This is a genomic window from Williamsia sp. CHRR-6 (assembly GCF_018474015.1).
Taxonomy (GTDB): domain Bacteria; phylum Actinomycetota; class Actinomycetes; order Mycobacteriales; family Mycobacteriaceae; genus Williamsia_A.
Map to the genome: position 1 here is coordinate 118,301 of NZ_JAHCSG010000002.1, position 14,566 is coordinate 132,866.

Annotated in this window: 11 protein-coding genes; 6 read left to right on the forward strand and 5 right to left on the reverse strand. The window is 68.7% G+C overall.

The features are described from left to right. Positions 1–13: 13 nt before the first annotated feature. Positions 14–934: a LysR family transcriptional regulator gene (locus KIK15_RS06500; RefSeq protein WP_214243386.1), complete on the reverse strand. Its 921-nt coding sequence runs from the start codon at positions 932–934 to the stop codon at positions 14–16. A gap of 165 nt (positions 935–1,099) precedes the next feature. Here KIK15_RS06500 and KIK15_RS06505 point away from each other — a divergent pair, with 165 nt between their 5' ends. The 4 genes from KIK15_RS06505 to KIK15_RS06520 are packed head-to-tail and all read left to right on the forward strand — an operon-like array spanning position 1,100 to position 8,064. After that, positions 1,100–3,586, forward strand: a complete 2,487-nt coding sequence (locus KIK15_RS06505) for a CaiB/BaiF CoA-transferase family protein (RefSeq protein ID WP_214243387.1) — start codon at positions 1,100–1,102, stop codon at positions 3,584–3,586. A gap of 5 nt (positions 3,587–3,591) precedes the next feature. After that, positions 3,592–5,964, forward strand: a complete 2,373-nt coding sequence (locus KIK15_RS06510) for an acetyl-CoA acetyltransferase (protein ID WP_214243388.1) — start codon at positions 3,592–3,594, stop codon at positions 5,962–5,964. Between the two features lie 31 nt (positions 5,965–5,995). Then, positions 5,996–7,225 (forward strand): MFS transporter, encoded by a 1,230-nt coding sequence (locus KIK15_RS06515; RefSeq protein WP_307851767.1) that lies wholly within the window; start codon positions 5,996–5,998, stop codon positions 7,223–7,225. Next, entirely contained in the window at positions 7,222–8,064 is an 843-nt protein-coding gene (locus KIK15_RS06520) for an RNA methyltransferase (protein ID WP_214243389.1), read from the forward strand. The genes KIK15_RS06515 and KIK15_RS06520 overlap by 4 nt, the downstream gene beginning before the upstream one ends. 78 nt (positions 8,065–8,142) lie before the next feature. On the opposite strand, the gene KIK15_RS18550 is transcribed toward KIK15_RS06520, so the two are convergent. From KIK15_RS18550 to serC, 3 genes are all read right to left on the reverse strand, one after another. Then, the gene (locus tag KIK15_RS18550; RefSeq protein ID WP_214243390.1) at positions 8,143–8,937 is read right to left on the reverse strand and encodes a hypothetical protein; all 795 of its coding nucleotides are present in this window, start codon (positions 8,935–8,937) and stop codon (positions 8,143–8,145) included. A 22-nt stretch (positions 8,938–8,959) separates the two neighbouring features. Further along, on the reverse strand, positions 8,960–9,976 hold the full coding sequence (gene sepH, locus KIK15_RS06530; RefSeq protein WP_214243391.1) for a septation protein SepH: 1,017 nt from the start codon (positions 9,974–9,976) through the stop codon (positions 8,960–8,962). A 133-nt stretch (positions 9,977–10,109) separates the two neighbouring features. Then, positions 10,110–11,246, reverse strand: coding sequence for a phosphoserine transaminase (serC, locus tag KIK15_RS06535; RefSeq protein ID WP_214243392.1), 1,137 nt, complete (start codon positions 11,244–11,246; stop codon positions 10,110–10,112). Positions 11,247–11,488: 242 nt separating this feature from the next. Between serC and KIK15_RS06540 the strand changes: the two genes are divergently transcribed. Next, positions 11,489–12,406 carry an ABC transporter ATP-binding protein gene (locus KIK15_RS06540; protein ID WP_214243393.1) on the forward strand — a complete coding sequence of 306 codons (918 nt, stop codon included), beginning with the start codon at positions 11,489–11,491 and terminating at the stop codon, positions 12,404–12,406. Continuing rightward, positions 12,403–13,992 (forward strand): ABC transporter permease, encoded by a 1,590-nt coding sequence (locus KIK15_RS06545; protein WP_214243394.1) that lies wholly within the window; start codon positions 12,403–12,405, stop codon positions 13,990–13,992. The genes KIK15_RS06540 and KIK15_RS06545 overlap by 4 nt, the downstream gene beginning before the upstream one ends. Positions 13,993–14,090: 98 nt before the next feature. Here the strand turns inward: KIK15_RS06545 and KIK15_RS06550 are convergent, their stop codons facing one another. Further along, positions 14,091–14,543, reverse strand: coding sequence for a hypothetical protein (locus KIK15_RS06550; protein ID WP_214243395.1), 453 nt, complete (start codon positions 14,541–14,543; stop codon positions 14,091–14,093). Between the last annotated feature and the right edge of the window lie 23 nt (positions 14,544–14,566).

Here is a 14,566-nt window from a genome sequence, read left to right on the forward strand (position 1 = left end):
CTGACCTGCAGTTTCAGTAACGTTCCGGTATCGGCCACCGTGACCTCGCCGCAACCACGAGCTCGGCGACCACCGGATCGCGCTCGGCCTCGATGCGCCGCCACACCAGACCCAGCTCGAAGACCAGCCGCCCGCCACGGATCGGTCGCACCGCGAAACCGGGATGGTCATACGGCCCGCGGGCCCAGCTGCCGGCCCGACCCTGTACCGTCAGGGTGACCCCCCGCATCTGGCGCACGTGACCGGCCACCCGGGCCGAATCCTGATCCGGCACCCGATGCACGGTGGTCACGCCGGCGGCGGCGAGGTCAGCCATCAACTTGCCCATCGCGACCGGCTGCGGATCGTCTGGACCCATGATGAGGGTGCGCGCGGCGAGGTCGGACAGTTCCACCTCGTCGGCGGCGGCGAGTTCGTCATCGGAACGCATGGCCACCTGAAACGTGTAGAGCGCGGCCACCAGGCTCTCCAGGCCCGGACGATCGTGGGGCAGGTGGACCATGGCGATGTCGAGGGCACCGCGTTCGACCATGTCGATCAGCTCCACCGACGACCCGACCGCACCCTGGACCGGCCGACCGCCCGCCGCCGATGCGACCACCTCCTCCAGATCGTCGACCATCCCGATCGGGGCTCGGAAGATGTTGCCGCTGCGTACCACTCGTGCCGAGTTGATGGCGTCGGGGTCGATTTTCGAGGGCAGCGCGTCCACGGCGGCCAGGATCGACTGCACGTGCGGGCGCAACGCGGTGCCCGCACTGGTCAGCTCCACGCTGTGGTACCCGCGGATGAACAACTCGGTGCCCAGTTCGCGTTCGAGCTCTTTGACCGTCCGGCTGACCGGCGACGGCGTGAGGTGCAGTCGTGAGGCTGCCCGGCCGAAATGCAGTTCCTCGGCCACCGCGTCGAAGCACCGCAGCTGATGCAGGTCCATACCGAACACAACTACTACATTGCGCGCTCGAGCAGGTAGGGCTGCCGGAACTTGCGATGGGCAATCCGATTCCGTCGAGGCACGGTGGAAACACGGCAACCATCCGCCGGCACCGGGCCCGTACACCCCGCGGGTCGCGGGTCGACTGTGAACTCTGGAGGGACGATGGCCGACACCACGCACTTACCGCTCGACTCTTTGACCGTCCTGGACCTGTGCAACGGTCCCGGCGCGTCGGCGACCCGACTGCTCGCCGACCTCGGGGCCGATGTGATCCGAGTGGAACCACGGGCAGGCAGCCCGGCTCGCACCGACGGCGTGCTGGTCGGCTCGCACTCACTGACCTACGCGGTCCGACAGGCCAACAAGCGGGTGATCGCGCTCGATCTCGACCGACCGGGTGCCGACCTGGATGAATTCTTCGCCCTGGCCGCCCGAGCCGACATCGTGTTCGAGGATTCCCGGCCCGCCCAACATGCGAGCAACCCGGTACGCCCGGAGGTGCTTCGGGGGCGTTTCGACTCGCTGGTGATCGTCTCGGTCACCGATTTCGGTCAGACTGGGCCGTATCGGGACTGGGTGGCCACCGAGCCGGTCCTGTTGGCGCTCAACGGCGAACTGTCGCGCTCGGGCCTGCCCGGTCGGCCGCCGCTGCTTCCGCCGGTGGAGTTGGCCACCGAGTCGGCAGCGGTGCAGGCCGCCTGGTGTGCGCTGCTGGCGTACCTGCGTCGACTCGACACCGGTAGCGGCCAGATCGTGGACTTCTCGATGATGGAGGCCGCCACCCAGGCCCTCGATCCGGCGTGGGGAGTGGGCGGGTCGGCGACCGGTGGCCGTACAGCCGTGGAGGGGCCGCGCGGTCGCCCCGATGCGCGTAACCGGTACCCCGTCTTCGCCTGTCGCGACGGGTACGTCCGGCTGTGCATCCTCTCGCCGCGGCAATGGCAGGGCATGTTCACCTGGATGGGTGAACCCGAAGAGTTCTCCGATCCCGGTCTTGCCGCGATTCCCAAGCGGTTCAAGGTGATCGACAAGATTCACGCCGCCATCGGCGCGATGTTCGCCGATCGTTCGCGGGCCGAGATCGTCGAGCAGGGTCGTCGCCACGGAGTGCCCGCCGCGGCGATGCTCGAACCCCACGACGTCTTCGAGATCGAACAGTACGACGAGCGTGGCGCTTTCACCTGGGTCGACGTCGACGGCCGAACCGCCCGCGTCCCCGACGGTCTCGTCGAGATAGACGGGGTCCGGGCGGGCACCCGCACCGCTGCACCCACCCCGGACCAGCACGGAGCCCAGATTCGATCCGAGCTGGCGACGCCGCGTGCGACCGGGCCCGCCGAACCCGGTCGCCTCGACCGAGATCAGTTGCCACTGGCCGGACTTCGCGTGCTCGACCTCGGCGTCATCGTGGTGGGCGCCGAGACCGGTCGGCTGATGGCCGACATGGGTGCTCAGGTCATCAAGGTGGAGAACACCGCCTTCCCCGACGGCAATCGGCAGTCGATCAAGGGCGATCCGATGACGTGGTCGTTCGCCTGGGGCTGCCGCAACAAGCTGGGTCTGGGGATCAACCTGCGCAGCCCGGAGGGCATCGCGGTGTTCAAGGAACTCGCGGCGACTGCCGATGTGGTGTTGTCGAACTTCAAGCCGGGCACCATGGAATCCCTCGGCATCGGGTATGACGTTCTCTCCCAGATCAATCCGGGCATCGTGATGGCCGACAGCTCGGCGTTCGGGCCCACCGGCCCCTGGAGTCGGCGCATGGGCTACGGCCCACTGGTGCGGGCCGAGACAGGGCTGTCGATGCTGTGGAGCTACCCGGCCGCCGACGGCTCCGAAGGCTCCGACGGTGTCGAGGTTGCCGACGGGGGAGACGGGTTCAGTGATGCCAGCACCATCTATCCCGATCACACCGCCGGGCGGGTGGGTGCGGTGGCCGTGCTGGCGCTGCTGCTCCGCCGACGCGCGACCGGGCACGGAGGCACCGTCAGCGTCGCACAGGCCGAGGTGGTGCTGAGCCAGATGGCGGCGCACCTCGGACGCGACTGGCTGTCGCCGGGATCGCTACGGGCACCGGGCAATTCGTTGGACGCCGACGCCGGACGCGGGGTGTACCCCTGCGCCGGTGACGACGAGTGGGTGGTCATCACCAGCCGCGACACCGCCGACTTCGCCGCGTTGGCCCAGACGATCGGTCGGCCCGAGTGGGCCGACGATCCCGACCTGGGCACCGTCGAGGGCCGGCTGGCCCGCCGCACCGAGATCGACGCCGCGGTGGCACGGTGGACCGGTACGCGCAGCCCGCAGGACGCGGCCCAGATCCTGCAGTCAGCGGGGGTGCCCGCGGGCCGGATGGCGCGGCCGCTGGACCTGCTCGACGATCCACATCTGCGTGACCGCAAGTTCTTTCGCACCATGACCCACCCCCTGATGTCGGGGTCGGAGCCGACTGAGAACCAGCCCGCCGTGTTCGAATCGATGCCACCGACCCCGCTTGAACCGGCCCCGCTGGCTGGTCAACACACCCGCGAGATCCTCTCGCAGGTGCTCGGATACTCCGATCAGCGACTCGACGAGCTCATCGAGCTCGGAGCGCTCCAGGAGACGCTGCCCCAACCGACCGATGCAACCGTCCCGAACAGAAGGTGACCCCGATGACCTCTCCCGTGCCCCCCACCACCCCGATCCTGGTCGGAGTCGGCCAGGCCTCTGAACGCCTCGGCGACCCCGACTTCACGGGGCTCTCGCCGGTCGATCTGTCCGCCCACGCAGCTCGTGCCGCCCTGCACGACACCGGTGTCGACGCCGCGACGATCGCCGCGGCTATCGACACCATCGTCGGAGTGCGACAGTTCGAGCACTCCACGCCCCGCGCGCACGCACCACTGGGCACGAGCAACAACGTGCCGCGATCGGTGGCGGCGCGGCTGGGTGTTCAGCCCGAGCACGCCGTTCTCGAGGTGGTCGGCGGTCAGGGGCCCCAGCATCTGGTCAACGAGTTCGCCCGTCGTATCGCCGACGGAGACAACGAGGTGGTGTTGTTGACCGGGTCAGAGGCCATCTCCTCGGTCCGCCACTTCGCCAAGGCCGACCAACGGCCCGATTTCAGCGAAACCGTCGAGGGCACCCTGGAGGACCGCGGTTACGGGCTCACGGGTTTGACCTCTTCGCAACAACTCTCGCACGGCCTGATGGGCGCGCCCTCGCAGTACGCATTGTTCGAGAACGCGCGCCGCGCGCGACTCAAGGAGTCGCGTGCCGACTACGCCGCGTCGATGGGCAAGCTGTTCGAGCCGTTCACCGCGGTGGCCGCGAACAACCCGCACTCGTCTGCACCACGAACCATGACCGCCGAGGAACTGGTCACCGTCACCGAACGAAACCGCTGGATCGCCGAGCCCTACCCGCGGTTCCTGGTGGCTCGGGATCAGGTGAACCAGGGTGCCGCCGTGCTGCTCACCTCGGTGGCCGCCGCGCGTCGACTCGGCATCGCCGAGGACCGCTGGGTGTTTCTGCACGGACATGCCGACCTGCGCGAGCGTGACCTCCTCGACCGCGCCGACCTCAGCCGCGCGCCCTCGGCGGTGATGGCGGCCGAGCACGCGCTTGAGGTCGCGGGCATCACCGTCGATGACGTGGCCACCTTCGACCTGTACTCCTGCTTCCCGATCGCGGTGTCGAACGTGGCCGATGGGCTGGGTCTGGCGGCCGACGACCCGCGTGGTCTGACCGTCACCGGCGGGCTGCCGTTCTTCGGCGGCGCCGGGAACAACTACTCGATGCATGCGATCGCCGAGACGGTGCAGCGGTGTCGGGCCAACCCCGGTTCCCACGGGTTCGTCGGGGCCAACGGCGGCCAGCTCAGCAAATACTCGGTGGGGGTGTACGCCACCACCCCCACCGAATACCGCCGCGATCGCAGCGCCGAGATCCAGGCGGAGATCGATGCGTGGCCGGCGGTGGACAACGCCGCGTTCCCCGACGGCCCGGCCACCATCGAGACCTACACCATCACCCACGCCCGCGACGGCAGACGCAAAGCCATCGTGGTGGGGCGGCTGGAGGCGACCGACGAGCGTTTCGTGGCCAACGGGCTCGAGGACGACGACGAGCTGGTGGAGTTCCTGGCCACCGCCGACGAGCCGATCGGGCAGCCGATCTTCGTGCGTGCCTTCGGTTTCGGCAATCGGGTCACGCTCACCGCCGATCGGATGCGGGAGTTGCGCCCGGTGCGTGCCCCCGGGTTCCGCGACAGCTACGAGTTCGTCGAGGTGGCCCGCGACGGTCACCTGCTGGAGGTGACCATCAACCGGCCGCAGGCGCGCAACGCCTTGCACCCGCCGGCCCACGAGGAACTCGAGGAGATCTTCGACGCCTACTTCGCCGATCCGGATCTGTGGGTGGCCATCATCACCGGTGCAGGCGACAAGGCGTTCTGCGCCGGCAACGACCTGATCTACACCGCCAGCGGCAAACAGTCGTACTTCCCGCGCAGCGGATTCGCTGGTCTCACCAGCCGCGCGGGCATGACCAAACCGGTCATCGCCGCAGTCAACGGGTACGCGATGGGCGGTGGGTTGGAGACCGCGATGGCCTGTCACCTGGTGGTCGTCGACTCCGAGGCGAAGCTGGCCCTCAGTGAGGTGCGTGTCGGTCTGGTCGCCGCTGCCGGAGGCGTGGTGCGGCTGCCACGTCAGCTGCCGGTGAAGACGGCCACCGAGATGATCCTCACCGGACGTCGCCTCGGTGCGCAGGAGGCACTCGAACGTGGGTTGGTCAACAAGGTGACCCCGGCGGGGCAGGCACTGGCCGGGGCTCGTGAGCTGGCCGCCGAGATCATGGCCGGGTCGCCGACGTCGGTGCGGGTGTCGTTGCAGCTGATGAACGAGACCGAGGGCATCGCCGACACGATCGCCGCGGTCACCCACCGCAGTGGCGCCCTCGATGAGTTGATGATCGCCGAGGACACCATGGAAGGGCTCAGCGCCTTCGGTGAGAAGCGGCCTCCGCAGTGGAAGAACCGCTGACCGAGGCGGCGTCGGGGGCATAAATGTGGCCGTGCGCAGACTTGCACTGCACATGGTGTTACCGAGGACGGCGTCGACCGCCGGGTTGATGGTGGTGCTGGCGATGATCATGCTCGGCACCACCATGCCCACGGCGGTCTACGCCACCTACCAACGCGAGTTCGGGTTCTCGCTGCTCACCGTCACCATCATCTACGCCACCTACGCCGTGGGGGTGTTGGTCGCGCTGCTGGCGTTGGGCACCTGGTCGGATGTGCTCGGTCGGCGGCCGCTGCTACTCGGCGGGATCGGATGCGCCATCGCAAGCGACGTGGTGTTCCTGCTGGCCGACGACACCGCGATGCTGCTGGTGGGGCGGTTGGTGTCGGGGCTGTCGGCCGGGGTGTTCGTGGGCACCGCATCGGTGGCGATCATCGAGATGGCTCCACGCCACCTGGCCGCTCGGGCGCCGCTGATGGCGTCGATGGCCAACATCGGTGGTCTGGGTCTGGGTCCGGTCACTGCTGCGATGCTCATCACCTGGTTTCCCACGCCCACCCGCACCCCCTACGCAGTACATCTGGGGCTGATGGTGATCGCCGCGCTCATCGTGTTCGCGGTGCCCGAGACCCGACCGCGCGACCGCGACACCCCGGTCCGGTTGACCGTCATGCCGCTGTCGGTTCCCGCCGAGGTGCGTCCGGTGTTCGTGCGTGCCGCGATCCTGGGCTTCGCCGGGTTCGCGGTGCTGGGACTCATCACCGCCGTCACCCCGACGTTGGCGGCGACGGTGGTGGGTGTCCACTCGGTGATCGGGGTGGCGTTCCTCGTCTTCGCGGTGTTCGCCGGTTCCATCGTGGGACAGAACCTCGGTCGGCGGCTCGACGCCCGCCCCGCCGATGCCGTGGCCATCGCGCTGTTCGTCGTCGGGATGGGGTTGTTGGTGGCGACCGTGCACATCGGCCGGTGGGAGGTGTTGGCCGCTGCCGCGGCGATCAGCGGGATGGGCCAGGGGATCGCGTTCGCGCGCGGGCTGGCCGGGATCGCCGCCGCTGCGCCCGCAGCCACGAAGGCTGCAGTCACCTCGGCCTACTTCGTGGTGATCTATGTGGGCATCAGCCTGCCGGTGGTGGCCGAGGGGGTGTTGTCGAATGCGATCGGGATCCGCACGGCCAGTGAGGTCTTCGCCGCCGCGGTGGTGGTGATGGCGGTGGTCGCCGGTGCGTTGGGCGTGGCCGCCGACCGCCGTGGGACACCTTCTCCAGCCGGCGGTCGCCCATGAGCGTGGTGCAGGTCGTCGACGTCACCGACCCCGATGATCGGCGCGTCGACGATTTCCGTGACCTCAACTCCGTTGACCGTCGACCCGACCTGCCGATCCTGCCTGGCGGCACGCCCGGCAGGGGGTTGGTCATCGCCGAGGGAGTGTTGGTGGTGCAGCGGATGATCGCCTCGCGCTTCACCCCGCATGCCTTTCTCGGGGTGGACAAGCGGCTACGGGAACTCGGTGCGGCGCTGGCTGATCCGTCGGTGGCGGGGGTGCCGTTCTACCGCGCCAGCGCCGAGGTGATGGCGACGGTGGTCGGGTTCCACCTCAACCGTGGGGTGTTGGCTGTGGCTCGGCGCCCGCAGCCCCTCGACGCCGCCACGGTGGCTGCCGATGCCCGCACCATCGCTGTGCTCGAAGGCGTCAACGACCACGAGAACATCGGCAGCGTGTTCCGCAACGCCGCGGGACTGGGGGTGGACGCGGTGGTGTTCGGTGCGGGCTGTGCCGACCCGCTGTACCGGCGGTGCGTGCGGGTGTCGATGGGGCATGCATTGCTGGTGCCGTTTGCCACCGCTACGCAGTGGCCGGGCGACCTGTCGATGCTGCGAGAGGACGGGTTTCAGATCGTCTCACTCACACCGGATCCGGCGGCGGTGCCGCTGTCGGCGGCGGTCACCGGTGCCAAGGTGGCGTTCCTGGTGGGGGCGGAGGGGCCGGGTCTGACCGAGACGGCCATGCGGGCGTCGGACATCCGGGCCCGCATCCCGATGTCGCGGGGTACTGATTCGTTGAACGTGGCGACCGCGGCGGCGATCGCGTTCTACGAGCGGGCGACCGCGCGGGAGCGCTGATCGGCTACCGCGCGGGAGCGCTGATCGGCTACCGCGCGGGAGCGCTGATCGGCTACCGCGCGGGAGCGCTGATCGGGTTCAGCGTTTACCGAATCCGAACCAGCGACCCAGTCCCTTGGTCGGGGCGGCCTGGGGGGCTTCGGGTGGGCTCGCGGTGTCGGCTTGGGGTGCGATGTCGGCTGTGGCGGCTGTGGCTGTGGTGCTCGGGGGTGCGGTGTCGGCTGCGGTGGGCTCGTAGCCCTGCGGTCGGATCGCCCAGCCGCGCAACGGGAACCGGTCGGGGGTGATGTCGGCGGGATCCCACGGTTGGGTCAACCGGAAGCCGAGCCACCGGCGGGATACGTGGTCGGCGAACTCGATGGGGTGGAATGGCAACGCCTGTGGATCGAACGGGACCCCGTCGGCGTATCGCAATGGGTGTTCTCCGGCCCAGAACTCGCGCTCGAAGACGAACGGCAGGCCGATGTCCTCAAGGATGTCGACCGGGGTGGCCGAGAACGATCGGCGCAGCTTGCCTTGATCCCATTGTGCGAATGCGCCCAGCGCGGAATCGAACTCGGCGTGGATCAGGTGCGCCACCGCGGTCGGGCGTACGGCCACCACCTCGGAGGCGACGGTGGAGGGCAACCGCGCGGCCAACCCGCCGCCGGCCACCACGGCCAGGCGTCCGTACACCCCGACGAAGATCTCGTCGACGCCGGCCGCGGCTGCTCGATCCAAGGTGGTGTCGCCGCGCGGGATCAGAACGTTCTCGGGAAAGATCTTGTGCGCCAGAGCGTCCGCAGATTCATGATCGTTAACCACGCCGAGACGTAGATCGGCGATGAGATCATCACTGTCGACCAGCCAGAGCATCGAAGCGGTCGGTGACACCGTCGGCCCCTTTCGATTCGGACTACTGGTGACCGTTGCTGCGGACACCGAGAAGCACATCTTCCCATGCCGGTACCGCAGGCTTGCGTCCTGCCTTGCGTCGGCGAGCGGGTGTCGTGGTCTCCGATGCCGGTGCGGTGGTGGGCAATCCGGGTTCGGGGGTGTGGGCGATCGGCTCGGTGGGGGCCTCGTAGGGAGGCGTCGGATCGCGGTGGTGCTCGTCGACGGTCGCGTCTTGGTCGAATTCTGGTTCCGCACTGCCGATCTCGAACGGATCGACGTCGGGCTCGCGCTCGACCACCGGCTCGGCGTGCTGGTCGACGAGTTCGAACTGCTCGGGCTCGTGGTGGCGGCGAGCGCGTTGGGCGCCGATCACCCGGTCGGCGTCGACGGTCACCGTCTCGGTGTGTGGGGTTGGCGTCAGCGACACCACCGACCCGATGCCGCGCAGAGGACGACTCAGGTCGGGGTCGGTCAACTCGTCGGCCGACTCGTCGAGCGGTTCGACGATGCCGCCGCTGGAGCCGGGCAGGTAGCGCCAGTGGGCATGGTTTTCCGACCGCCCCGCCCGCCAGTTGACCTGCACCACCCAGCGGTTGTCCTCGCCTTTCCAGGCGTCCCACGTGGTGTCGTCGGGGTTGTGCCCGCGGGCGCCCAGCGCGGCGGCCACCACCTCTCCCAGGGTGGACAGGGCGGGTCCGTCGTGACGTAACGGGTGGGCTTGGGCGGCCATCTCGGCGGCCCGATCGCGCTCGAGCAGTACCGGGTGGGCGAAGCGGGCCACCTTGTCCTGCGGCACGCCGGCCGCCGCGGCCACCTGGGCCACCGATGCACCGGCGCGGATGCGGGCCTGGATCTCGCGGGGCCGCAGCGCACTCTCCATCTCGATCTCGATCTGACCGAGCCGGGAGATGTCGCCGCGGGCAGCGGCGCGCAGGCGGTCGTCGGCGGGGAGGCTGAACTTCTCCCCGGAGGAGACGTCTTGGCAGATCACGCACCCGCCGTCGGCATCCACACCGATCACGCGAAGTTCGCGCATCTGCCCCTCCTCCTCGAGTGAGTGCGGGATCGCATCAATCCGCTCAGACTAGTGCAGCCGACGCGGTGCACCTCGGTGACACACCGGGGGGTCGACGGTGAAATCGCAGCTCAGGAAGGCCCTTGCGGGTGGGTCAGAGTGCTCCGACCACATAGTCGATGCATGCGGTGAGGGCGGTGATGTCGTCGGGCTCGATGGCCGGGAACATGCCGATACGCAGCTGGTTGCGACCGAGCTTGCGGTACGGCTCGGTGTCGAGCACCCCGTTGGCGCGCAACGTTTTCGCCACCGCGGCGGCGTCCACCGACTCGTCGAAGTCGATGGTGCCCACCACCTGGCTACGATGCTGCGGAGCCGCGAACGGGGTGGCGAACTCGCTGGCGTCGGCCCAACCGTAGAGCCGGCTGGAGCTGTCGGCGGTGCGCGAGGTGGCCCAGTCCAGCCCACCCTGACCGTTCATCCACTCGAGCTGGTTGGCCAGCAGCAACAGCGAGCCGACGGCGGGGGTGTTGTAGGTCTGGTCCTTGCTGCTGTTGTCCACCGCGGTGGTCAGCGACAGGAAGTCGGGGATCCAGCGGTCGGTGGCACCGATGCGTGCGATGCGCTCCAGCGCGGACGGGCTCATCAGGGCCAACCAGATGCCGCCGTCGGAGGCGAAGCTCTTCTGCGGGGCGAAGTAGTAGACGTCGGCGTCGGCGGCGTTCACCGGCAGACCACCTGCGCCGGATGTGGCGTCGATGGTGACCAACGCGTCACCGAACTGCGGCAGGCGGGTGACCGGCACGGCCACGCCGGTGGAGGTCTCGTTGTGGGCCCAGGCGATCACGTCGACGTCGGCGGCCTGCTGCTCGGTGATGTCGGCGGGGCTCGGCGCGGTGCCCGGATCGGTGGAGATGACGGTGGGCGCGTCGATGAACGGGGCGCCCTTGGCCACCGAGGCGAACTTCGAGGAGAACTCGCCGTAGGTCAAGTGCAGTGACTTCTGCTCGATGAGGCCGAACGCGGCCGCGTCCCAGAAGGCGGTCGAGCCGCCGTTGGACAGCACCACCTCGTAGCCGTCAGGTAGCGAGAAGAACTCACGCAGTCCGGCCCGGATGGATCCGACCACGTTCTTCACCGGGGCCTGGCGGTGGCTGGTCCCGAACACCGAGGCGCCGACGTCGACGAGGTGTTGTAGCTGTTCGGGACGCACCTTGGAGGGGCCGCAACCGAAACGTCCGTCGGCGGGCAGCAGGTCGGCGGGGATGGTGATCGCAGCGTTGTCGCTCATAGGTGAATCCTAGAGAGCGACCTGGCCCACACCGTCCCCGCACCCGCCCACTGGGCGGAAAACCCCGCCCACTGGGCGGAAAACCCCGTCCGCTGGGCGGAAATCCCCGTCCGCTGGGCGGAAAACCCCGATCGGTTGGGCGGAAAATCCCGTCCGCTGGGCGGAAAGCCCCGTCCGCTGGGCGGAAGGTCGACCAACCGGGGTCATCGGTCGTAGTTTGGGGCAGACAAGAAAGGCACCACATGGGGAGTGGGGACGAACTGGTCGTCGAGATCTCGGGTCTCACGAAATCGTTCGGCAGCAAGAAGGTGCTCGACGGGTTGGACCTGAGCATCCCGCGCGGTTCGGTCACAGGGTTTCTCGGCCCCAACGGCGCCGGTAAGTCGACGACCATCCGGGTGCTGCTGGGAACCTACCGCTGGGATGCCGGCACCGTGCGACTCCTCGGTGGCCACCCCGTCGAGGACGCCGTGCGGCTGCATCGCGACATCGCTTACGTGCCCGGCGAGGTCAATCTGTGGCCTGAGCTGACCGGCGGCGAATGCATCGACCTGCTGCTGTCTTTGCGCGGGGTCACAGTGTCGACGACCAGACGCGCCGAGCTGATCGACCGTTTCGAGCTCGACCCCACCACCCGAGTATCGGCCTACTCCAAGGGCAATCGACAGAAGGTGGTGCTGGTCGCGGCGTTCGCGGTGCGCCCTCGACTGTTCATCTTCGACGAACCCACATCGGGCCTGGATCCGTTGATGGAGAACATTTTCGGCGATTGCGTGCGTGAGGCAGCCGCTGCGGGAACGTCGGTGCTGCTGTCGAGTCACATTCTCGGTGAGGTGAGCCGCCTGTGTGATGCGGTGACCATCATCCGCGCCGGGCGAACCGTGGAGGCGGGTTCCCTGCAGGCCCTCCGCCACCTTGCCCGGTCGCGGGTGTCGGTGGACGTCCTCGGCTCTGCCGACCGACTCCGCGATATCCCCGGTGTCACCGAATTCGATTCGGTCACAACCACTCCCGAGATCAGCACGGTCAGCTTCGGGGTGGTCGACGACCAGCTGCCCGCGGTGATCGAAGCGTTGAGCGGGTTGTCGGTGCGGCGATTGTCGGTCACCCCACCCACCCTGGAAGAACTGTTCCTGGCGCACTACACCCGCGGCGGATGACCACGACGGCCGGCGTCGGGGTCCTGTTACGGCTGATCGCCCGACGCGAACGCATCCGGACACCGGCCGCGGTCGTGGTCTGTGTGGGCCTGCTGGCCATCACCGGGGCCTCCATCGCCTCGCTGTACTCCAAGCAGGCGGATCGAGTTGCGCTGCAGCAACAATCCCGTTCCACTGCGGCGTTCCGGTTGTTGTTGGGGCCGTTGGACACCATCGACTCCACGGCAGGCATCGCATCCTGGCGCATCGGGCTGTTCCTGATGGTGGTGGTCGGGGTGGTGGTGGCGTTGACGGTGACCCGCAACCTGCGCGCACCCGAGCAGGCCGGGCAGACCGAGTTGTTGCGAGCGGGTGCGGTGGGCCGTTGCGCGCCGCTGTACGCCGCAGTGATCTGGGCGGCGGGCACGGCGGCGATCATCGCTGCCGGTGTGGGCGTGGTGACCGCGGCACTCGGTGCACCCGGCGCCGCAGCCGCCGCCGTCACCGGGCAGTACCTCATCGTCGGGCTGGGTGCAGTGGGCCTGGCGACGATGTCCAACGAACTGTTGGTCGGGGCGCGCGATGCGTCGCTGGCCGCGGTCGGGGTGATCGTGGGCGGATACGTGTTGCGTGGGCTCGGAGACATGGAGTCGGGGATGTCCTGGCTGCGGTGGGTGTCGCCGGTGGGGTGGGCGCAGGCGGTGCAGCCGTTCACCGAGCGCCGCGCGCTTCCGATGGTGTTGGCCGCGGCATTGATGGTGATCGGGATGCTGGTGGCCGCGCGGGTTTCGGCGCGCCGCGACCTCGGCCAGGGTGCGTTCCCGACACGGCCTGGACCTGCCGGTTCGACGGTGCTGCGCTCGTATCCGGTGTTCGCGGTGCGCAGCGTCGGCCGTCAGATGGCGCCATGGGTCGGCGGTGCCTTCGCGTACGCCATCCTGCTGGGCACGGTGCTGGGGTCGGCCACCGATTTGATCGACGACAGTGGTCCGTTGGCCGATGTCATCAAACGACTCGGCGGTGCCGACACGATCGTCAACGCGTTGGTGGGCACCGTGTTGGGCATCATCGCGATCCTCGCCGGCGTCGCGGCACTCATCGTGATGCTGCGTTCACGGTCGGACGAGAACGCCGGTCGTACCGAGCTGATCCTGTCCACTGCGGTGTCGCGGCGCAGGCATCTGCTGACCTCGGCTGCCTTGGCTGCAGGCGCTTGCACGCTGATACTGCTCGCGGCCGGGGTGGGAATCGTGTTCGGCCACACGCTGTCTCCCGGGTCCGCCGACATCGCCACCAGCTCGGTGCTGGTCCGTGCGGTGGCGCAGGTGCCGGGAACGCTGGTGATCGCGGCGCTGGCGGTGGCCTTTTACGCCCACAGTGCCCGCGCGGTCGGCTGGATGTGGGTCGTCGTCATCGCCGACACCGTCGTCGGCCAGCTCGGATCGGTACTGCAGCTGCCCCAGTGGGTGCGAGACATCGCTCCGCACAGTCATATTCGTCCCGACGGGACCATCGACACACTGGCTGTGGTGGTGTTGCTGGTCGTCGCGGTGGTGGTCGTCGTGGTGGCCGATCACCGCTTCGCCCGCCGCGACATCCCCGGCTGAACACGCCGACATCGTCCGCCTGGCGCCTGGGCGTGGACGAGGTGTCCACGATCAGCTCGTATTCGGACGATGTCAGTGGCTTACAGTCGGCGGTGCGCTCAATCGAGCACGGGCTGTTGCAGTTCCACGCGCCAGCGTCCGTCGACCCCGGGGGTGTGGTACACCTCCCGGCACGGGCCGGTGGGGGTGGCCGCCAGACGCTGCACCTGCAGGACCAACGACTGCCACGCCGCGGCGATCCCGGACAGCTCGGCCCCTTCGTACTCGATGGTCACCGCGCGAGCCACCGCGGGCAGCACCACCTCGTCGAGGCCAGGCGGGGTGGTGTCGACCTGTTCGCCCGCGGCCACGATCACCCCGTCGCCGGTGTCGAGGTAATGGGCGACACCCGGCCCGCGGCGGGTGAGCCCAGCGGAGTCGATCAGCCGGTTCACCTCGTCGAACAGCGGTCCCACCGTGGGTCCCACCTCGCCCATCGTGTGCACACGCACAGACTTCTGTGCGAGTCGCACCGCCGGCAATGCCATCTCCACGAACGTTGCATTGGGCATGTCACATCCCTCCCGATGTGAGA